This is a genomic window from Pseudomonas sp. B21-021 (genome assembly GCF_024749205.1).
Lineage (GTDB): Bacteria > Pseudomonadota > Gammaproteobacteria > Pseudomonadales > Pseudomonadaceae > Aquipseudomonas > Aquipseudomonas paraglycinae.
Map to the genome: position 1 here is coordinate 5,489,196 of NZ_CP087192.1, position 19,645 is coordinate 5,508,840.

Annotated in this window: 18 protein-coding genes; 14 read left to right on the forward strand and 4 right to left on the reverse strand. The window is 61.1% G+C overall.

Going from position 1 to position 19,645, the window contains the following annotated elements:
• The first annotated feature begins 147 nt into the window (after positions 1–147).
• The 9 genes from LOY31_RS24655 (at position 148) to LOY31_RS24695 (ending at position 12,581) form a co-directional block, all read left to right on the forward strand.
• Entirely contained in the window at positions 148–1,548 is a 1,401-nt protein-coding gene (locus LOY31_RS24655; RefSeq protein WP_007959609.1) for a polynucleotide adenylyltransferase PcnB, read from the forward strand.
• A gap of 3 nt (positions 1,549–1,551) precedes the next feature.
• Complete coding sequence (folK, locus tag LOY31_RS24660) at positions 1,552–2,037, forward strand: 2-amino-4-hydroxy-6-hydroxymethyldihydropteridine diphosphokinase (protein WP_258712312.1); 486 nt, start codon at positions 1,552–1,554, stop codon at positions 2,035–2,037.
• 320 nt (positions 2,038–2,357) lie between these two features.
• The gene (gene panB, locus LOY31_RS24665) at positions 2,358–3,158 is read left to right on the forward strand and encodes a 3-methyl-2-oxobutanoate hydroxymethyltransferase (protein WP_039771642.1); all 801 of its coding nucleotides are present in this window, start codon (positions 2,358–2,360) and stop codon (positions 3,156–3,158) included.
• Positions 3,155–4,015 carry a pantoate--beta-alanine ligase gene (panC, locus tag LOY31_RS24670; protein WP_221535416.1) on the forward strand — a complete coding sequence of 287 codons (861 nt, stop codon included), beginning with the start codon at positions 3,155–3,157 and terminating at the stop codon, positions 4,013–4,015. The genes panB and panC overlap by 4 nt, the downstream gene beginning before the upstream one ends.
• 349 nt (positions 4,016–4,364) lie before the next feature.
• Entirely contained in the window at positions 4,365–6,029 is a 1,665-nt protein-coding gene (gene pgi / locus LOY31_RS24675; protein ID WP_007959603.1) for a glucose-6-phosphate isomerase, read from the forward strand.
• A 114-nt stretch (positions 6,030–6,143) separates the two neighbouring features.
• Positions 6,144–8,081 (forward strand): acetate--CoA ligase, encoded by a 1,938-nt coding sequence (gene acs, locus LOY31_RS24680; protein WP_258712313.1) that lies wholly within the window; start codon positions 6,144–6,146, stop codon positions 8,079–8,081.
• A 102-nt stretch (positions 8,082–8,183) separates the two neighbouring features.
• The gene (locus LOY31_RS24685; RefSeq protein WP_258712314.1) at positions 8,184–9,200 is read left to right on the forward strand and encodes a class I SAM-dependent rRNA methyltransferase; all 1,017 of its coding nucleotides are present in this window, start codon (positions 8,184–8,186) and stop codon (positions 9,198–9,200) included.
• A 133-nt stretch (positions 9,201–9,333) separates the two neighbouring features.
• On the forward strand, positions 9,334–12,285 hold the full coding sequence (locus LOY31_RS24690) for a DUF748 domain-containing protein (protein ID WP_258712315.1): 2,952 nt from the start codon (positions 9,334–9,336) through the stop codon (positions 12,283–12,285).
• Positions 12,285–12,581 (forward strand): DUF2845 domain-containing protein, encoded by a 297-nt coding sequence (locus LOY31_RS24695; RefSeq protein WP_258712316.1) that lies wholly within the window; start codon positions 12,285–12,287, stop codon positions 12,579–12,581. Before LOY31_RS24690 ends, LOY31_RS24695 begins: the two co-directional genes overlap by 1 nt.
• Positions 12,582–12,748: 167 nt before the next feature.
• Here LOY31_RS24695 and LOY31_RS24700 read toward each other — a convergent pair whose 3' ends face one another.
• Both LOY31_RS24700 and LOY31_RS24705 read right to left on the reverse strand, forming a co-directional pair.
• Complete coding sequence (locus LOY31_RS24700; protein ID WP_007959598.1) at positions 12,749–13,105, reverse strand: BON domain-containing protein; 357 nt, start codon at positions 13,103–13,105, stop codon at positions 12,749–12,751.
• 297 nt (positions 13,106–13,402) lie between these two features.
• Positions 13,403–13,825 carry a pilin gene (locus tag LOY31_RS24705; RefSeq protein ID WP_007959597.1) on the reverse strand — a complete coding sequence of 141 codons (423 nt, stop codon included), beginning with the start codon at positions 13,823–13,825 and terminating at the stop codon, positions 13,403–13,405.
• 226 nt (positions 13,826–14,051) lie between these two features.
• On the opposite strand from LOY31_RS24705, the gene pilB reads away from it, so the two are divergent.
• From pilB to yacG, 5 genes are read left to right on the forward strand one after another with little or no spacing between them, the layout of a single operon-like run.
• Positions 14,052–15,752 (forward strand): type IV-A pilus assembly ATPase PilB, encoded by a 1,701-nt coding sequence (gene pilB, locus LOY31_RS24710; RefSeq protein ID WP_221535412.1) that lies wholly within the window; start codon positions 14,052–14,054, stop codon positions 15,750–15,752.
• Positions 15,753–15,754: 2 nt separating this feature from the next.
• On the forward strand, positions 15,755–16,972 hold the full coding sequence (locus tag LOY31_RS24715) for a type II secretion system F family protein (protein WP_258712317.1): 1,218 nt from the start codon (positions 15,755–15,757) through the stop codon (positions 16,970–16,972).
• A gap of 1 nt (position 16,973) precedes the next feature.
• Positions 16,974–17,846: an A24 family peptidase gene (locus LOY31_RS24720; protein WP_258712318.1), complete on the forward strand. Its 873-nt coding sequence runs from the start codon at positions 16,974–16,976 to the stop codon at positions 17,844–17,846.
• Positions 17,843–18,466, forward strand: coding sequence for a dephospho-CoA kinase (coaE, locus tag LOY31_RS24725; protein ID WP_007959586.1), 624 nt, complete (start codon positions 17,843–17,845; stop codon positions 18,464–18,466). The genes LOY31_RS24720 and coaE overlap by 4 nt, the downstream gene beginning before the upstream one ends.
• Complete coding sequence (gene yacG / locus LOY31_RS24730) at positions 18,463–18,663, forward strand: DNA gyrase inhibitor YacG (RefSeq protein WP_007959585.1); 201 nt, start codon at positions 18,463–18,465, stop codon at positions 18,661–18,663. Before coaE ends, yacG begins: the two co-directional genes overlap by 4 nt.
• Positions 18,664–18,669: 6 nt before the next feature.
• Here yacG and LOY31_RS24735 read toward each other — a convergent pair whose 3' ends face one another.
• Both LOY31_RS24735 and LOY31_RS24740 read right to left on the reverse strand, forming a co-directional pair.
• The gene (locus LOY31_RS24735) at positions 18,670–18,885 is read right to left on the reverse strand and encodes a hypothetical protein (RefSeq protein WP_007959584.1); all 216 of its coding nucleotides are present in this window, start codon (positions 18,883–18,885) and stop codon (positions 18,670–18,672) included.
• Between the two features lie 65 nt (positions 18,886–18,950).
• Positions 18,951–19,640, reverse strand: a complete 690-nt coding sequence (locus LOY31_RS24740; protein ID WP_221535409.1) for an energy-coupling factor ABC transporter permease — start codon at positions 19,638–19,640, stop codon at positions 18,951–18,953.
• Positions 19,641–19,645: the final 5 nt, after the last annotated feature.

Here is a 19,645-nt window from a genome sequence, read left to right on the forward strand (position 1 = left end):
TCTGATGCATCTTCACCCCCTCTAGCCTGCGGCTTGCAGCGCAAAACGGCAGCGTCCTACACCATCCCTCGACTAAATGCTAGAATCCCGGCCCATCATGCGGTCATTCTCTGGTATGGCCGAACATTCCTTCAAACAGTGCATCCCATGCTGAAGAAGCTGTTCCAGTCATTCCGAACTCCCCTGCGTCGTACGCAACACATCCGTAGCACGCCTGAAGTCCTCAACAGCGGCCAACATTCGCTGCAGAAGGCGCAATTCAGCCGTTACGCGGTCAACATCGTCGAACGTCTGCAGGGCGCCGGCTACCAGGCCTACCTGGTTGGCGGTTGCGTGCGAGACATGCTGCTGGGCATCACGCCCAAAGACTTCGACGTCGCCACCAGCGCCACCCCCGAGCAGGTTCGCGCCGAATTCCGCAATGCGCGGATCATCGGCCGCCGCTTCAAGCTGGTACACATCCATTTCGGTCGCGAAATCATTGAAGTCGCGACCTTCCGCGCCAATCACCCGCAAAACGAAGACGACGAAGACAGCAACCAGTCTTCGCGCAACGAGAGCGGGCGCATTCTGCGCGACAACGTCTACGGCACCCTGGAAGAAGACGCGCAACGCCGCGACTTCACCATCAACGCCCTGTATTACGATCCGGTCAGCGAGCGCATCCTCGACTACGCCAACGGCGTGCACGACATCCGCAATCACCTGATCCGTCTGATCGGCGACCCGAAACAACGCTACCAGGAAGACCCGGTGCGAATGCTGCGGGCCGTGCGTTTCGCCGCCAAGCTCAATTTCGGTATCGAGAAGCACACCGTCCAGCCGATCCGAGAACTGGCGCCAATGCTGCGCGAGATCCCGTCGGCCCGCCTGTTCGAGGAAGTGCTCAAGCTGTTCCTCTCCGGCCACGGTGCCATCACCTTCGAGATGCTGGTCGACCTGCAACTGTTCGCGCCGCTGTTCCCGGCCAGTGCCGATGCGCTGGAACACAACCCGGAGTACACCCACACGCTGATCAGCGAAGCACTGACCAACACCGACCTGCGGATCAAACAGAACAAACCGGTAACCCCGGCGTTCCTGTTCGCCGCGCTGCTGTGGCCTGCCCTGCCGGCCCGCGTGTTGCGTCTGCAAGAGCGCGGCATGCCGCCGATTCCGGCCATGCAGGAAGGCGCTCACGAGCTGATCGCCGAACAGTGCCAGCGCATCGCGATTCCAAAACGCTTCACCATGCCGATCCGCGAGATCTGGGACATGCAGGAACGTCTGCCACGCCGCAGCGGCAAACGTGCCGACCTGCTGCTGGACAATCCGCGCTTCCGCGCCGGCTACGATTTCCTGCTGCTGCGTGAGAGCGCCGGTGAGCAGACCGATGGCCTGGGCGAATGGTGGACCGATTATCAGGACGCCAACGACAGCGAACGTCGCGACATGATCCGCGACCTCAGCGGCAAGGGTGATGACGCCAGTGGCGCACCGCGCAAGCGTCGCCGCAGCAGCGGTTCCAAACGCAAACGCGCTGGCGCACCGAGCGCCACGGGCGAATAAGGCATGGAACGCATCTACATCGGCATGGGCAGCAACCTGGCTGACCCGGCTGAACAACTGCGCAGCGCGGTCGACGCGCTGGGGCAATTGCCCGACACCCAACTGGTCGGCGTGTCTGCCTTCTACCATAGCGACTCGCTACTGCCGGGACAACCGCGTTACACCAACGCGGTTGCCGCACTCGACAGCGCGCTCGCCCCGCTGGATCTGCTCGATGCCTTGCAGGCGATCGAAAATGATCAGGGCCGCGAACGCCTGGAGCGTTGGGGCCCGCGCACGCTGGATCTGGACATTCTGCTGTTCGGTGATCGCCTGATCGACGAGCCGCGCCTGAAAGTCCCGCATTACCACATGCAGGAACGCGCGTTCGTTCTCTATCCCCTGGCCGAACTGGCGCCCGAAGATCTGCGTCTGGCCGATGGCCGCACCCTTGCCGATCTTCTTGCAGCCTGCCCGTTCGTCGGCCTCGAACGCCTCTCCCACGCCTGATACAAACCGCTGATGCGGGAGCCCATCGGCTCCCGCATTTTGCTTTCTTGTAGGACAAAAACCCCGCAGATCAGGCCCGCCGGCCCGCTGAATCGCATCAGTAACGCCGGTAACACTCCCCTCGTAACAATGCGGTAACACATGCAATTGACTTCCTGAGGCCTCATCACGACTATAGGCGTCCCGCTGCCGCCAACCCGGCATACAAGGGCGCAATCCAGGCCTTATAAGCACGACAAAAGAGCGTGCGCCTGAATAGATGACGAATCACGCGCGTTACTCGCAGTAGTTTCCAAAGCGCCTGAACGAGGATTTCTTACATGCCAGCCATCACCCTGACCACGCTCCAGAGCCTCAAGCAGAAAGGTGAAAAGATCACCATGCTGACCTGCTATGACGCGACCTTCGCCCACGCCTGCAACGAGGCCGGTGTCGAAGTGCTGCTGGTGGGCGACTCCCTCGGCATGGTCCTGCAGGGTCACGACAGCACCCTGCCGGTGACCACCGCAGAAATGGCCTACCACGTTGCCAGCGTCAAACGCGGCAACTCTGATGCCCTGATCCTGGCCGACCTGCCGTTCATGGCCAACGCCACCCTTGAGCAAACCATGACCAACAGCGCCCTGCTGATGCAGGCCGGCGCGCACATGGTCAAGGTCGAAGGCGCCTTGTGGCTGGCGGACTCGATCCGCCTGCTGGCCGAACGCGGTGTGCCGGTCTGCGCCCACATGGGCCTGACCCCGCAAGCCGTGAACATTCTCGGTGGCTATAAAGTGCAGGGTCGTAACGAGAACCAGGCACGCCAGATGCGCGCCGACGCGATCTCGCTGGAGCAGGCCGGTGCAGCCATGTTGCTGCTCGAATGCGTGCCGAGCGAACTGGCGGCTGAAATCAGCCAGGCCGTGAAAATCCCGGTGATCGGCATTGGCGCCGGTTCGGATACCGACGGTCAGGTGCTGGTACTGCACGACATGCTCGGCCTGTCGATCAGCGGCCGTGTGCCGAAATTCGTGAAAAACTTCATGCAGGGTCAGGACAGCATCCAGTCCGCGCTGAAGGCTTACGTCAGTGAAGTCAAAGCCACCACTTTCCCCGGAATCGAACACGGATTCTCTGCATGAACACCGTCAAAACCGTACGTGAACTGCGCGCCGCCGTGGCGCGCGCCCGCAGTGAAGGCAAGCGCATCGGCTTCGTGCCGACCATGGGCAACCTGCACAGCGGCCACATCGCGCTGATCACCAAAGCCACCCAGCGCGTGGACTTCGTGGTCGCGAGCATTTTCGTCAACCCGCTGCAGTTCGGCGCCGGCGAAGACCTCGACAAGTACCCGCGCACCCTGGCGGCGGATCAGGAAAAACTGCTGGAAGCCGGATGCGATCTGCTGTTCGCCCCGACCGTCGAGGAAATGTACCCCGACGGCATGGCCGGTCAGACCCGGGTCAGCGTGCCGCAACTGTCCGAAGGCCTGTGCGGCGCCAGCCGTCCGGGGCACTTCGAAGGCGTGGCGACGGTAGTCAGCAAGCTGTTCAACATGGTCCAGCCGGACCTGGCGATCTTCGGCCAGAAAGACTTCCAGCAACTGGCAGTGATCCGCGCGCTGGTGCACGACCTGAACATGCCGATCCAGATCATTGGCGAGCCGACCGTACGCGCCGCCGACGGTCTGGCGCTGTCGTCGCGCAACGGATTCCTCAGTGAAGAACAGCGCGCCGTGGCGCCGGTGGTCTATCGCACCCTGAGCAGCATTGCCGAGTCGATCAAGCAAGGCGAGCGCGACTTCCCTACCCTGATCCAGGCGCAACGCCAGCAACTGGAAGCCGCCGGCCTGCGTCCGGACTACCTGGAAATCCGCCACGCCCTGACCCTGCGTCCGGCAACGGCGGAGGATCGCGATCTGGTGATTCTGGTCGCGGCCTTCCTCGGCACCACCCGGTTGATCGACAACCTGCATCTGAATCTCGATACCCCCGCCTGAACACCGGCAAACGCTGTGGGAGCAACCCCGCTCCCACAGCGTGTGCACGCACTTCCAGACCGTATTGCTGAGCACCTGCCCATCGGGCAAACTTCCTGCCGTTCGACGCCACGCGATAAGCAGGGACTTGCTCGCATTACTCGCCGTCTGTCGGCCCCGTCTGTTATCAATGTTAAAAAAGTACCGAAAACAGGTCAGACAAAGCCAAGACAGATCGCGGCGCTGGGTTTACTGTATTCGCCCTGCGCCAAAGTAATCGTGTCGACGCAGTTGCCCCCTCGCCCAAACATGGCGGGGAGGTCTTTTCAGAGTTCAAAAGGCCGTTCAAGTAAAAAGGAAAACCGCAGCGATGGCGTACTACCGCACTCCTCATGACGTTACCGCTCTGCCTGCCTGGCAAGCGTTGAAAGATCACCGCCAAGCCATGCAGGATTTCAGCATGCGCGAAGCCTTCAACGCCGATCCGCAGCGCTTCAATCAGTTCACCCTCAGCAGCTGCGGACTGTTTCTCGACTATTCGAAGAATCTGATCAACGCCGAGACCCGCAACCTGCTGGTGGGTCTGGCCAATGAAGTCGATCTCAAAGGCGCGATCAAGGCACTGTTCGACGGCGAAATCGTCAACTCCTCCGAAGGCCGCCCGGCGCTGCACACCGCCCTGCGTCGCCCGGTCGGCGACAAGCTGTCGGTCAACGGCGTCAACGTGATGCCTGAAGTTCACAAGGTGCTGAACCAGATCACCGATCTCGTGGGCCGCATCCACGACGGTCTGTGGCGCGGTTACACCGAGAAGCCGATCACTGACGTGGTGAACATCGGCATCGGTGGCTCGTTCCTCGGCCCCGAGCTGGTCTCCGAAGCCCTGCTGTCCTACGCCCAGAAAGGCGTGCGTTGCCATTACCTGGCGAACATCGACGGCAGCGAGTTCCACGAGCTGACGCAGAAACTGCGCGCCGAGACCACGCTGTTCATCGTTTCGTCGAAGTCGTTCAACACCCTCGAAACCCTGAAAAATGCCCAGGCCGCACGTGCCTGGTACCTGGCCCAGGGCGGTTCGGAAGCCGAGCTGTATCGCCACTTCATCGCCGTATCGAGCAACAATGCCGCCGCCGTGGCCTTCGGTATCCGCGAAGAGAACATCTTCCCGATGTGGGACTGGGTCGGCGGTCGTTACTCGCTGTGGTCGGCCATCGGCCTGCCAATCGCGCTGGCCATCGGCATGTCAAACTTCAAGGAACTGCTGTCCGGTGCCTACACCATGGACCAGCATTTCCAGAGCGCGCCGTTCGAACAGAACATGCCGGTACTGCTGGCCCTGCTCGGCGTGTGGTACGGCAACTTCTGGGGCGCGCAAAGCCACGCGATCCTGCCGTACGACCACTACCTGCGTAACATCACCAAGCACTTGCAACAGCTGGACATGGAATCCAACGGCAAGAGCGTACGTCAGGACGGCACCCCGGTGTCGACCGACACTGGCCCGGTGATCTGGGGCGGCGTCGGCTGCAATGGTCAGCATGCTTACCACCAGTTGCTGCACCAAGGCACCCAACTGATTCCGGCCGACTTCATTGTGCCGATCGTCAGCTTCAACCCGGTCTCCGACCACCACCAGTGGCTGTACGCCAACTGCCTCTCGCAGAGCCAGGCGCTGATGCTCGGCAAGACCCTGCCGGAAGCCGAAGCGGAACTGCGCGACAAGGGCATGAGCGAAGACCAGGTGCAGAAACTCGCACCGCACAAGGTGATCCCGGGCAACCGTCCGAGCAACACCCTTGTGGTCGAGCGCATCAGCCCGCGCCGTCTCGGCGCACTGGTGGCGATGTACGAACACAAAGTCTTCGTGCAAAGCGTGGTCTGGGGCATCAACGCCTTCGACCAGTGGGGCGTGGAGCTGGGCAAGGAACTGGGCAAAGGCGTGTACAACCGTCTGGTCGGCAGCGAAGAAACCGCCGCTGAAGACCCGTCCACCCAAGGCCTGATCAACTACTTCCGCGGCCGTCACCGCGGCTGATCCTGCCCTGAATACACCCCCTCGCCATGAGGGGGTGTTTGTTTACAGGTATTGAACCCTCTCGGCTCTCGGCGCATCTTTATCCTTGTCGCACAACAAGAATAAGGAACCGTCATGTTCGATATCAGCACGTTCCCCAAAGCCGATGCCGTCCGCCGGGCTGCACAGTTGAGTCAGGACGACTACCAGCGCCTGTACCGCGAATCCATTGAACACCCCAGCACCTTCTGGGCCGAACAGGCTACCCGCTTCCTCGACTGGAGCACGCCGTGGCAGACCGTCCAGCGCTATGACCTGAAGACCGGCGACGCCGCCTGGTTTGCCGGTGGCAAGCTGAACGTCAGCTACAACTGCATCGACCGCCATCTGGAAACGCGCGGCGATCAGACCGCCATCCTCTGGGAAGGCGACGACCCGGCCGAGTCGACGCAAATCACCTACAACAAACTCCATCACCACGTCTGCCGCCTGGCCAACGTGCTGAAAAGCCGTGGCGTGAAAAAAGGCGACCGGGTGTGCATCTACATGCCGATGATCCCCGAAGCCGCCTACGCCATGCTCGCCTGCGCACGGATCGGCGCGATTCACTCGGTAGTGTTTGGCGGTTTCTCCCCGGACTCATTGCGCGACCGCATTCTCGACGCCGACTGCCGCACCGTGATCACCGCCGACGAGGGCGTGCGCGGTGGCAAATTCGTGCCGCTGAAACAGAACGTCGACAAGGCCCTCCAGAGTTGTCCGAATGTCAGCACCGTCGTGGTGGTCGAGCGTACCCAGAACAAAGTCGACTGGGTCGAAGGCCGCGACCTCTGGTATCACCAGGCCGTGCGCGACGTCAGCGACGATTGCCCGCCGGAACCGATGGACGCCGAAGACCCGCTGTTCATCCTCTACACCTCCGGCAGCACCGGCAAACCCAAGGGCGTGCTGCACACCACCGGCGGTTACCTGCTGCAAGCGGCGATGACCTTCAAGTACGTCCTCGATTATCGCGACGGTGAAGTGTTCTGGTGCACCGCCGACGTCGGCTGGGTCACCGGCCACAGCTATATCGTCTACGGCCCGCTGGCCAACGGCGCCACCACGCTGATTTTCGAGGGTGTGCCGAGCTACCCGAGCACTTCGCGTTTCTGGCAGGTGATCGACAAACACAAGGTCAACATTTTCTACACCGCCCCCACCGCCCTGCGCGCGTTGATGCGTGAAGGCGCCGGCCCCTTGCAGGAAACTTCGCGACAAAGCCTCAGATTGCTCGGCAGTGTCGGTGAGCCGATCAACCCGGAAGCGTGGGAATGGTATTTCAACGTCGTAGGCGAACAACGCTGCCCGATAGTCGATACGTGGTGGCAGACCGAAACCGGCGGCATCATGCTCAGCCCGCTGGTCAGCGCCCAGCGGATCAAACCGGGCTGCGCCACACAGCCGATGTTCGGCGTGCAACCGGTGCTGCTCGATGAGCACGGCAAGGAAATCAAAGGCGCCGGCAGCGGCGTGCTGGCGATCAAGTCGAGCTGGCCGGCGCAGATCCGCAGCGTATACGGCGATCCGCAGCGCATGGTCGACACCTACTTCAAGCCCTATCCCGGTTACTACTTCACCGGCGACGGCGCCCGCCGCGACGAGGACGGCGATTACTGGATCACCGGGCGCATCGATGACGTGATCAATGTCTCCGGCCATCGCATCGGTACCGCCGAGGTGGAAAGTGCGCTGGTGCTGCACGACAGCATCGCCGAAGCCGCCGTGGTCGGTTATCCCCACGACGTCAAAGGCCAGGGGATTTATGCGTTCGTCACACCGATGAACGGCACCGAGCCCAACGACGAGCTGAAAAAGGAACTGCTGGCCCACGTCAGCAAGGAAATCGGCAGCTTCGCCAAACCGGACCTGATTCAGTGGGCCCCGGCCCTGCCGAAGACCCGCTCGGGCAAGATCATGCGGCGGATCCTGCGCAAGATCGCCTGCAACGAACTCGACAGCCTCGGCGACACCTCGACGCTGGCGGATCCGAGCGTGGTGCAGGGCTTGATCGATAAACGCCTGAACCAGTAAGCGCAACTGCAAGTGGCGAGCCTCAAGCTTTTGAAGCTCGCCGCTTGCAGCCGAGTTGCTGCTAAACTCCCGCGCCCCGATTCCCTCCAGCAAGGCGCCCGCATGTCTTCCTTGAACCTGGCGCTGCGCGCCGCCCTCGATCAACGCCAGGATCTGCTCGCCGAGCTGCACCGCCAGGGCACCGACTGCTATCGGTTGTTCCATGGCAGCCAGGAAGGCGCCGGCGGCCTGACCATCGACCGCTACGGCCCGCAACTGATGGTGCAAAGTTTCCACCAGACCCTGGCGCGCGAAGACCTGCTGCAACTGCACGCCATGGTCAACCAGACCCTGGGCCTTGAAACCCTGCTGGTCTACAACGACCGCTCCCGTGGCAACTCGCGAATCGACCGTGAAGACAGCGTCTACCGCGCCGACGACGCCGCGCTGGCCAATCTGGTCGGCCACGAATGGGGCCTGAATTATCGTGTGCGCGGACGCCACGCCGGGCAGGATCCGCTGCTGTTCCTCGACCTGCGCAACACCCGCGGCTGGGTCAAGGATCACGCCAAGGGCAAAAGCGTGCTCAACCTGTTTGCCTACACCTGCGGCGTCGGTCTGAGCGCAGCGGCCGGCGGGGCGCACGAAGTGTGCAACCTGGATTTCGCCGAGGGCAATCTGGCAGTGGGGCGCGAGAACGGTCAGCTCAATCCGCAACTGCCTACCATGGAATTCATCCAGTCCGACTACTTCCCGGCGATCCGCCAACTGGCCGGCCTGCCGATCAGTCAGCGTCGCGGGCAGAAACTGCCGAGCTATCAGCGCCTCGAACAGCGCCAGTACGACCTCGTGCTGCTCGACCCGCCCGCGTGGGCCAAGAGCGCGTTCGGCACCGTCGACCTGCTGCGCGATTATCAAAGCCTGCTCAAGCCGGCCCTGCTGACCACCGCCGAGAATGGCGTGCTGATCTGCTGCAACAATCTGGCGAAAGTCAGCATGGATGACTGGCGCGAACAGGTGCTGCGCTGCGCCGAAAAAGCCGGGCGGCCGGTGCGTGAATGGAGCGTGATGACGCCAGGTGCCGACTTCCCTTCGCGGGATCAACAACCGCCGTTGAAGACACTGATTCTGCAGCTCTGACCTTTACCCCTGCAGGAGCTGCCTTCGGAAGCTCCTACAGAAATTGCAGACAAATCTGAACAATCCTGTCTCGCGCGATGTACTTCGGAACCGGAATCGCGTGCCATACTCCAAGGCACTCCGATTCAGACAGATGAAGCCGCACATGCCCAAAGGATTGATTCGCGCGATTGGCGCCCTGTTGACTGCCCTGGCCCTCTACAGCCTGCTGGGGTTCCTGATTTTGCCGGGCATTGCGCTCAGGGTGGTGAATCAGCAACTGGCCAACTACGCCACGGTGCCGGCGCATCTGCAGCGCATCGAACTCAACCCGTTCAGCCTTGAACTCACACTGTGGGGCCTGGTGATCGGCGAGCCGGGCAAGGAACAGGTCGGCTTCGAACGTCTGTACGCCAACCTGCAACTCGACAGTCTGTGGACCAAAGCCCTGCATCTATCCGACATCGAACTGGAAAAATCCAAAACAGAGATCCTGTTCGCCAAGGACGGTCAGCTCAATCTTCTCGGTCTGTTCAAGCTCCCGGCCAGCGAGCCCACCCCGGCCGATCCCGACGCCAAACCCTTTCCACTGCGCATCGACCGGATCCAGCTGGCCGGCGGCAACCTGCACTTCGTGGATGCGCGCCCCAGCGAGCCGATCGAATTCGTTTACGACAAACTCGATTTCGAGCTGAAAAACCTCAGCACCCTGCCTGAAGACAACGCCGACATGACCCTCGTCGCGATCGGCCCGGCCGGTGGGCAGATCGACTGGAAAGGCAATTTCAGCCTGGTTCCGATCGCCTCCGAAGGCACCCTCAAGATCACCGACGGCAAGATGAAAGCCTTCTGGCCTTACGTGCGCGACGCCGTGCCACTGGTGCTGGAAGAGGGTGTCGTCAGCCTGAGCACCGACTACAAGCTCAACCTGTCCAAGGAAACCGAACTGCTGCTGAGCAACGTCGCGGTCAACATCGCGCCGTTCGCCATCAAGGCGCCGGACGGACGTCAACTGGCGAAACTCGAGCGTCTCGACGTCAGCGACACCACCGTGGACCTGGCCAAACAGCAAGTGGTGGTCGGCAAGATCCGCAGCCAGAAACTGGAAACCTGGGCAGCCCTGGAAGCGGACGGACAACTGGACTGGCAAAAACTGTTCGCCAGCCAGCCATCGAAACCTGCCGCCAAAGCGGCTGCGGAACCTGCAAGCACACCAGCGGCCGCCGACTCGCCGAAACCCGAGCCGACCGCGCCGAGCAAGCCGTGGCAAGTGCTGCTCAAGGACGTGCAACTGCGTGATTACAAAGTGCATCTGGCCGACCGCTCGGCGAAGCCCGAAGTCACCCTGGATGTCACGCCGCTGAACGTCGATCTGCAAAATTTCGACAGCCTCAACGGCTCACCTTTCAATCTCAAACTCGACACCGGCCTGGGCAAGCAAGGCAAGATCAGCGCCGACGGCGTGGTCAACCTGGCCCCGGTCACCGCGCAGCTCAACGTGAAAACCCAGGACATCGACCTGCGGGTCGCCCAGTCCTACATCAACCCGTTCATTCGCCTCGAACTGCGCAGCGGCATGCTCGGCAGCGACCTGAAAGTGAACCTGAAAAGCACTGACCCGCTGGCCCTCAGCGTCACCGGTCGCGCTCAGGTCGATCAACTGCACACCCTCGACACCCTGAAAACCCGCGACTTCCTCAAGTGGCAGCAAGTGGTGGTCGAAGGCCTGAATTATCAGCACGGCGACAGCCTGTCGATCGACAAGGTCAACCTGTTCCAGCCGTACGCGCGGTTCATGATCAACGATGACCGCACCACCAACATCGACGACCTGTTGATCCCGCAACCGGCGGATTCCGGGGCGAAGACCGCCGCGCCGAAGCCGGCGAGCAATGACAAACCTCTGGGCATTCACATTGGTGGCATAGCGATTAATGACGGCTCGGCCAACTTCGCCGACTTCAGCCTGACCCCGAACTTTGCCACCGCGATCCAGCAACTCAACGGCCAGATCGGCACCATCGACAGCCGTCAGGCGAAGCCCGCCAGCGTCGACGTCAAAGGCAAGGTCGACCGCTATGCGCCGGTGACCATCAAGGGCGCGGTCAACCCGTTCGATCCGATGGCCAGCCTCGACATCGCCACCAGTTTCAAACGGGTCGAGCTGACCACCCTGACGCCCTACTCCGGCAAGTTCGCCGGCTACCGGATCCGCAAGGGCCGGCTCAACCTCGACCTGCATTACCTGATCACCAAAGGCCAGCTCAAGGCGGAGAACAAGGTGGTGGTCGAGCAGCTGCAACTGGGTGAGAAAGTCGACAGCCCGGATGCCGTGAGCCTGCCGCTGAAACTGGCGATCGCCCTGCTCAAGGACGTCGACGGCAAGATCTCCATCGAGCTGCCAGTGACCGGTGACCTGAACAACCCGCAATTCAGCGTGATGCCGATTGTCTGGCAGACCCTGCGCAACCTAATCGTCAAGGCCGCCGCCGCACCGTTCAAGCTGATTGGCGGACTGGTCAGTGGTGGTGGCTCGGAAGACCTCGGCACCGTGTCCTTCGCACCGGGTTCCAGCGACCTGAGCAAAGACGCCGAAGCGGCACTGGTGAAACTGTCGCAAGCGCTGAAGGAGCGGCCGGCCCTGCGACTGGAAATCGAAGGCACCGCGGCAAAAAGCAGTGACGGTCCGTTGCTCGCCGAACAGCGCCTGGAACGCGAATACCAGTACAACTACTACAAGATGCTCCAGCGCCGGGGCGACAAGGTGCCGGCTCAGGCTTCGCTGATTCAGGTACCGGACAACGAAAAAGGTCCATTGCTCGAAGGCATCTACCGCACACGTCTGAAAACCCAGCCCCCGGCCGAATGGAAGGATCTGGGCAAGGAAGAACGCACCGCGAAAATGCGCGCCGATGTGATCAAGTTCTGGAGCTCCAGCGACGTGCTGCTGCGCCAGCTCGGTCAGGACCGGGCCAGCAGCATCAAGGATTACCTGGTGGACAAGGGCCAACTGGCTGACGATCGCGTGTACTTCATCGACGCCAATCTCGGCGAAGCGGAAAGTGACGGCCGGGTGGTGACGCAAATGCATCTGGATGCCGAGTGATGAACTGCAAATGGCTGGCTGCACTGGGGCTGGCGTTGATCGCCAGCCAGGCTGCGGCGTCCGATACCCTGCGTTGCGGCAGTCAACTGGTGAGCCTTAACGACCGCGCCAGCGAGGTGCTGCAGAAATGCGGTGAGCCGGTCAGTCGCGATCTGCTCGGTTACAAGCGCAGCGCCAACCGTCGTGAAGAATTTCAGGTCGAAGAATGGACCTATGGCCCGAGCAACGGCATGTATCAATACCTGCGCTTTGAAGGCAATCGCCTGAAACAGATCAACAGCAAGCGCGGCAACTGACCTCCCCCGATTTTTCCTCCCCTGAAATAGAACAGGCCCCGACACAAGTGCCGGGGCCTGTAATGGCCACATTCCGTGTGGCCGTTCGCATGAACTCTAAAGTGCGGCAGACGTATTGCTCGGCCCGCCTGTCGCGTCTTCTCCCGGTTCAGGCGAGAAGTCTTGCCTTACTCGGCTTTCAGGCCGTCAGCGGAGACCGCTTTCACGCCTTTGATTTTCTTGGTGATGTTCACGGCGGTGGTTTTCTGGGCTTCGGTGATGGCGACCTCAGAGGACAGGGAAACCACACCTTTGTTGGTTTCGACTTTGATGTCGGTACCAGGAATGCCTTTTTCGGTTACCAGGTCGCTTTTGACTTTGGTAGTGATCCAGGTATCGGAAGTAGCTTCTTTAGCCTTGGTGACTTCACCGGCAGCCAGGGTCATTGGCGCCTGAGTGGCCTGAGTCGATTGAGCAAATGCACCGGAAGCCATGGTCAGGGTCAGCGCGGTAGCAGCAGCGGCAGTGATAGCGAACTTCTTCATACGAGTAACTCCTGTTTTTCTGGAAAGTCTGCTGGTTGTCTTGTCAGCAGGGTTACTGGAGATATTGCGAACGCTGTGCCAACTTTTAAAATCTTAATAAATCCTTATAAATCAATAACTTAAAAACGATGAATATTTTCGGAATCATGCAAATTGCATGACCGGTGAAATATCTACATGCAAGTTGCGGCTTTTCGGAAAGTTCCTAACACGCTGAAATTATTGAAGCTTTTGCCAGGTAGTCGACATAACGAAAATGCCCCGCAGTGCGGGGCATCATTCGGACTTCCAAGCGGATCAGGTACCGCTTGCTGCACAGCCTTTAGGGGAGTAGTCCGGCGCAACGGTCGTTGCACACGACCAGCCGTTGGCAGCAGTACGCGTGAGCGTAATGGTTTTGCCCACCACGGGTGCTGGCGCATTGGCCAGCGTACAAACGATGCTGCCCGCTCCATCAGCAGCGGTGCCCGAGGCGGTCAGCGCACAGTTCGAGGTGGTAGTGCCCGCATCGCCTTTAACGGCAGCCAGTGTGGGGTTCGTTCCTTGATTGATGATGTCTTCGAACGGCACTTTCATCGCCGAGATCTCGGCCAGCCCCGCCGTCACCTTCGACCGCGCCTGGTATTTGGAGTACTGCGGCAGCGCCACAGTCGCGAGAATACCGATGATCGCCACAACGATCAGCAGCTCGATCAGAGTGAAACCTTGTTGTTTCTTCATAGACACGCTCCATGCATGAGTCGGAATCTCATGATCTGAACAGGACTCAGCACAGCCCGTGCCAAGCGCTCGCAGCCCCGGCCTGCTGGGTATGAACCGGACGTCGTGCCGATTCCTACAACCCGTAACCGCACTATCTGACACTTTTTGTCACCTGCACCCCGCGTGTTTGGCGCTGTCACTTGACTAGGCTATAAGTCATGAACGGCAAGCATGTGGAAACCCCATGAATGACATCGCTTTGAGCGGTCTGGCCAAACAACTGGTCCAGGCTGAATTGCTCACGGAAAAGAGTGCCCAGCAAGCCTGGCAACAGGCGCAGCGCAATCGCCTGTCGCTGGTCAGTTACCTGGTGCAGAACAAACTGGTGAAGAGCTGGCAGGTCGCCGAAATAGCCTCGGAGCATTTCGGCATGGCATTTCTCGACCTCAACTGTCTCGACAAGGAAACCCAGCCCAAGGGCCTGGTCAGTGAAAAACTGGTGCGTCAGCACCACGCCCTGCCCCTCTGGCGGCGCGGCAACAAACTGTTCGTGGGGATTTCCGACCCGAGCAATCATCAGGCGATCAATGACATTCAGTTCAGCACCGGGCTGAGCACCGAAGCCATTCTGGTCGAGGACGACAAACTCACCGACGCCATTGAAAAATTCTTCGACACCCACGCCACCGGCCTGGAGGAGATGGCCGATGTCGACCTCGACGGGCTGGATATCGAATCGGTCGACGACAGCAAGCAGGACACGCTCGGCGGGATCGATGCGGACGATGCCCCGGTGGTGCGCTTCGTGCACAAGATGCTGCTGGACGCGATCAAGAGCGGCTCGTCCGACCTGCACTTCGAGCCTTACGAAAAGAATTACCGGGTGCGGGTGCGCACCGACGGCATTCTGCGGGAAGTGGCCAAGCCGCCGATTCAGCTCGCCGGGCGCATTGCCGCGCGCCTGAAGGTCATGGCCAGCCTCGACATTTCGGAGCGGCGCAAACCCCAGGACGGGCGGATCAAGATGCGTCTGTCGAAGAGCAAGTCGATCGATTTCCGGGTCAACACTCTGCCCACGCTCTGGGGCGAGAAAGTGGTGATGCGGATCCTCGACCCGTCCAGCGCCCAGATCGGCATCGATGCCCTCGGCTACGAGCCGGAGCAGAAAGACCTGTACATGGCCGCCCTCAAGCAGCCGCAAGGCATGATTCTGGTGACCGGCCCCACCGGCTCGGGCAAGACCGTGTCGCTGTACACCGGGCTGAACATCCTCAATACCGTCGACATCAACATTTCTACCGCCGAAGACCCGGTGGAGATCAACATGGAAGGCATCAACCAGGTCAACGTCAATCCACGCCAAGGGTTGGACTTTGCCCAGGCCCTGCGCTCGTTCCTGCGTCAGGACCCGGACGTGATCATGGTCGGCGAGATCCGCGACCTCGAAACCGCCGAAATCGCGATCAAGGCCGCCCAGACCGGGCACCTCGTGTTGTCTACCCTGCACACCAACAGCGCAGCGGAAACTCTGACCCGCCTGCACAACATGGGCATTCCCGGCTTCAACATCGCGACCTCGGTGAGCCTGATCATTGCCCAGCGCCTGGCGCGAAAACTCTGCAGCCACTGCAAGAAACCCATCGAAATCCCTCGCGAAACCCTGATCAAGGAAGGTTTCCCCGAGGAACGCATCGGCCATTTCACGATCTATGAGCCCTCTGGTTGCGATCACTGCAACGGCGGGTACAAGGGTCGCGTGGGGATTTATGAAGTGGTGAAGAACACCCCCGAACTGCAACGGCTGATCATGGCCGAAGGCAACTCACTGGAAATCGATACCCAGATGCGCCGGGACGGCTTCAACGACCTGCGCACCTCGGGCCTGATCAAGGCCATGCAAGGCATCACCGGCCTTGAAGAAATCAACCGGGTCACCAAGGACTGAACATGGCGGTCAAGGCAGCGAAAATCAGTGTCTACGCCTGGGAAGGCACGGACCGCAAAGGCAGCAAGGTGACCGGCGAGCTGAGCGGCCAGAACCCCGCACTGGTCAAGGCCCAGTTGCGCAAGCAGGGCATCAGCCCGGGCAAGGTACGCAAGAAATCCGCCTCGCTGCTGAGCTTCGGCAAGCGCATCAAGGCCCAGGACATTGCCCTGTTCACCCGGCAGATGGCGACCATGATGAAGGCCGGCGTACCGCTGTTGCAGTCGTTCGACATCATTGGCGAAGGCTTCGAGAACCCGGCCATGCGCAAGCTGGTCGACGAGGTGAAACAGGAAGTCGCCGCCGGCAACAGCTTCGCCGCCGCGCTGCGCAAGAAGCCTCAGTATTTTGACGAGTTGTACTGCAACCTGGTGGATGCCGGTGAGCAGTCCGGCGCGCTCGACACCCTGCTGGAACGGGTCGCGACCTACAAGGAAAAGAGCGAAAGCCTCAAGGCCAAGATCAAGAAGGCCATGACCTACCCGTCCGCAGTGGTGCTGGTGGCAGCGGTGGTTACCGGGATTCTGCTGGTCAAGGTGGTGCCGCAGTTTCAGTCGGTGTTCTCTGGCTTCGGTGCCGAACTGCCGGCCTTCACGCTGATGGTGATCAGCCTGTCCGAATTCATGCAGCAATGGTGGTGGGCGATTCTCGGTGCGCTGGTGGCGGCTTTTTTCGGCACCCGCCATGCCCTGAAAAAATCCCAGGCGCTGCGCGACCGGCGCGATGCCTGGTTTCTCAAGCTGCCGCTGGTGGGCACATTGATGTACAAGTCCGCCGTGGCGCGGTTTGCCCGGACCCTGTCGACCACCTTCGCCGCCGGCGTGCCGTTGGTGGAAGCGCTGGACTCGGTGGCCGGTGCCACCGGCAACGTGGTGTTCAAGCGTGCCGTGCTACGCATCCGCCAGGACGTCTCTACCGGCATGCAGCTGAATTTCTCGATGCGCTCCACCGGCATCTTTCCGAACATGGCGGTGCAGATGACCGCCATCGGCGAAGAGTCCGGCGCACTGGACGAGATGCTCGACAAGGTCGCAGGTTTCTATGAGGACGAAGTGGACAACATGGTCGACAACCTCACCAGCCTGATGGAGCCGTTCATCATGGTGGTGCTGGGGGTGATCGTCGGCGGTCTGGTGGTGGCGATGTACCTGCCGATCTTCCAACTCGGCTCAGCGATCTGACATGCCTATCGACGAACTCTTCAGCCTCTATCCGCTGGCCTTTGTTTTCACCGCCCTGCTGCTGGGGCTGGTGGTCGGCAGTTTCCTCAACGTGTTGATCTGGCGCCTGCCGAAAATGCTCGAGCGGGAATGGCGCCAGCAGGCTCACGATGTGTTGGGGCTGCCCGGTGAAGCGCCGTTGCCCACCTACAACCTGATGCTGCCGCACTCGCAATGCCCGCACTGTGGCCACCGGATCCGCGCGTGGGAAAACATTCCCCTGTTGAGTTACGTGTGCCTGCGCGGGCGCTGTTCAAGTTGCACCGCACCGATCAGCAAGCGTTACCCGCTGACCGAACTGGCCTGCGCTCTGCTCTCGGCGTTCATCGCCTGGCACCTGGGTTTCGGCTGGCCGGCGTGCCTGTTGATCGTGCTGACCTGGGGCCTGTTGGCCATGAGCCTGATCGACACCGAACATCAATTGCTGCCCGACGTGCTGGTGCTGCCGCTGCTGTGGCTGGGGCTGATCGTCAACAGCTTCGAGTTGTTCGTGTCACTGCACGACGCCCTGTGGGGCGCGGTGCTGGGTTACATGGCGCTGTGGTCGGTGTTCTGGCTGTTCAAACTGATCACCGGCAAGGACGGCATCGGTCACGGCGATTTCAAGCTGCTGGCGCTGCTCGGGGCCTGGGGCGGCTGGCAGATTCTGCCGCTGACCATCCTGTTGTCGTCACTGGTGGGCGCCGTGCTCGGGGTGATTTTGCTCAAGCTGCGTGACCAGAAAACCTCGACGCCGATCCCCTTCGGCCCGTATCTGGCAATTGCCGGCTGGATTGCCTTGCTCTGGGGTGGTCAAATAACCGGCTTCTATTGGCAGTTTGTCGGTTTGAAATGAATACCCCTGTGGAAAAACCCTGGATTCTCGGCCTGACCGGCGGCATCGGCAGCGGCAAAAGCGCCGCCGCCCAGCACTTCATCGATCTTGGCATCCACGTGGTGGACGCCGATCACGCGGCGCGCTGGGTGGTCGAGCCGGGCCGCCCGGCGCTGGCGAAGATCGCCGAACACTTCGGCCCTGATGTGTTGCAGGCCGACGGCACGCTGGATCGTGCGGCACTGCGCAAACTGATCTTTGAGGTGCCGGAGCAACGGCGCTGGCTCGAAGCGCTGCTGCATCCGCTGATCGCCGAGGAAATCGCCCATCACCTGGCGCTGGCACAATCGCCTTACGCGATTCTGGTCTCGCCGCTTTTGATCGAATCCGGGCAATACGCGATGACCCAACGGATTCTGGTGATCGACGCCCCGCAACAACTGCAGATCGAACGCACCTTGCAGCGTGACCAGACCAGCGAACAGCAGGTTCAGGCGATCCTCAAGGCCCAGTCCAGCCGCGAAGACCGCGTCAGCCGTGCCGACGACGTGGTGGTCAACGACCGCGACCTCGCCTGGCTGCACAGCGAGGTCGAGCGCCTGCATCACTTTTACCTGACTTTATCCGGAGGCCAGTCATGAGCCAGATCCCAACCGTAGAATGCCCAACCTGTGGCGCCCCCGTGGAATTCACCCCCGAGAACAAATTCCGGCCGTTCTGCTCGGACCGCTGCAAACTGATCGACCTCGGCGCCTGGGCGTCGGAAGAACACAAGATTCCCGTGGCCCCGGATGCCGAGGACGAACTGTTTTCCGGCGATTTCGATCCGCGTCACTGATCCCGTTCAGGGCCGCATGAAGCCGTAGTCCTGATCGTCGTCGAGGTTTTCCGCCAGAAAACGCAACTCGTCGGCCAGGTCTTCGGCGTTGCGCACCGCCTTGCTCTGCTGCACCACCGCACTGAGCAAGGCGCGCAGGCTCAGGCCCGGATCGAACCCCACCTCCTGTGCCATCTCCAGACTTTGCCGGGTTTCCTGCCTCGCCCACTCGTACACGCTCATGCCGCTGCTCCTGAAGGGATTTGGCCGAGCATGAAATGCGGCGAGCTGGGTGGATTTGATGTGGATCAAGACTTGGGATCGTCGTCCTTCCACGGCGCCGAAAGGTAGCGTGTGCGGTTGAAGGTCTCCAGCCATTCCGGGCAGAACACCACCAAGGCGCTGACCACCATGCCGTTGATGAAGGCTTCGGGGAAAATCAGCAGCCACAGGTAACCGATGAAATCCTCCAGCCATTCGGGCATGGCAAAGAGGCCGTCGTACCAGAGCAACGTCAGGCTCAGCGTCAGGCAGAACAACGCCGACAGCGCGGCGGCGAAAAAGCCGGAACAGAAGATGTACACGAACGGATTGCGCGGCTGGGCGCGCTCGACCAGGATCGCCACGCATTCGGTGATCAGCACCGGCAACAGGATCAGCAAGGCGCCGTTGACCCCGACGGCCACCAGATCCTGACGTCCCAACAAGACCAGTCCCAGTTGCGCCACCAGTCCGCCGACGATCGCCAGCGGCCAGTCCAGCAGCAGCGTCACCGCTGTCATGCCGATGAAGTGGTAAGACACACCGGTATCGAAATCCCTGCGCACCAGCCACAGCAGAAACAACGCAAACACCGTGCCGAACAGCAAGTGCTGACGGCGGTTGTCGCTGAACAGCTCGACCCACGGTGCGCGGACAATCGCCCAGAGCAGCACCGGCAGGTAAATCAGCCATCCGAAAGTAAGACTTGTCGATGACAGCAGTTCTGCACCGATCATGATCC

Coding starts and splice junctions, on each gene's coding strand:
- LOY31_RS24655 (WP_007959609.1), top strand. CDS start 148: ATGCTGAAGAAGCTGTTCCAGTCATTCCGAACTCCCCTGCGTCGTACG.
- folK (WP_258712312.1), top strand. CDS start 1,552: ATGGAACGCATCTACATCGGCATGGGCAGCAACCTGGCTGACCCGGCT.
- panB (WP_039771642.1), top strand. CDS start 2,358: ATGCCAGCCATCACCCTGACCACGCTCCAGAGCCTCAAGCAGAAAGGT.
- panC (WP_221535416.1), top strand. CDS start 3,155: ATGAACACCGTCAAAACCGTACGTGAACTGCGCGCCGCCGTGGCGCGC.
- pgi (WP_007959603.1), top strand. CDS start 4,365: ATGGCGTACTACCGCACTCCTCATGACGTTACCGCTCTGCCTGCCTGG.
- acs (WP_258712313.1), top strand. CDS start 6,144: ATGTTCGATATCAGCACGTTCCCCAAAGCCGATGCCGTCCGCCGGGCT.
- LOY31_RS24685 (WP_258712314.1), top strand. CDS start 8,184: ATGTCTTCCTTGAACCTGGCGCTGCGCGCCGCCCTCGATCAACGCCAG.
- LOY31_RS24690 (WP_258712315.1), top strand. CDS start 9,334: ATGAAGCCGCACATGCCCAAAGGATTGATTCGCGCGATTGGCGCCCTG.
- LOY31_RS24695 (WP_258712316.1), top strand. CDS start 12,285: ATGAACTGCAAATGGCTGGCTGCACTGGGGCTGGCGTTGATCGCCAGC.
- LOY31_RS24700 (WP_007959598.1), bottom strand. CDS start 13,105: ATGAAGAAGTTCGCTATCACTGCCGCTGCTGCTACCGCGCTGACCCTG.
- LOY31_RS24705 (WP_007959597.1), bottom strand. CDS start 13,825: ATGAAGAAACAACAAGGTTTCACTCTGATCGAGCTGCTGATCGTTGTG.
- pilB (WP_221535412.1), top strand. CDS start 14,052: ATGAATGACATCGCTTTGAGCGGTCTGGCCAAACAACTGGTCCAGGCT.
- LOY31_RS24715 (WP_258712317.1), top strand. CDS start 15,755: ATGGCGGTCAAGGCAGCGAAAATCAGTGTCTACGCCTGGGAAGGCACG.
- LOY31_RS24720 (WP_258712318.1), top strand. CDS start 16,974: ATGCCTATCGACGAACTCTTCAGCCTCTATCCGCTGGCCTTTGTTTTC.
- coaE (WP_007959586.1), top strand. CDS start 17,843: ATGAATACCCCTGTGGAAAAACCCTGGATTCTCGGCCTGACCGGCGGC.
- yacG (WP_007959585.1), top strand. CDS start 18,463: ATGAGCCAGATCCCAACCGTAGAATGCCCAACCTGTGGCGCCCCCGTG.
- LOY31_RS24735 (WP_007959584.1), bottom strand. CDS start 18,885: ATGAGCGTGTACGAGTGGGCGAGGCAGGAAACCCGGCAAAGTCTGGAG.
- LOY31_RS24740 (WP_221535409.1), bottom strand. CDS start 19,640: ATGATCGGTGCAGAACTGCTGTCATCGACAAGTCTTACTTTCGGATGG.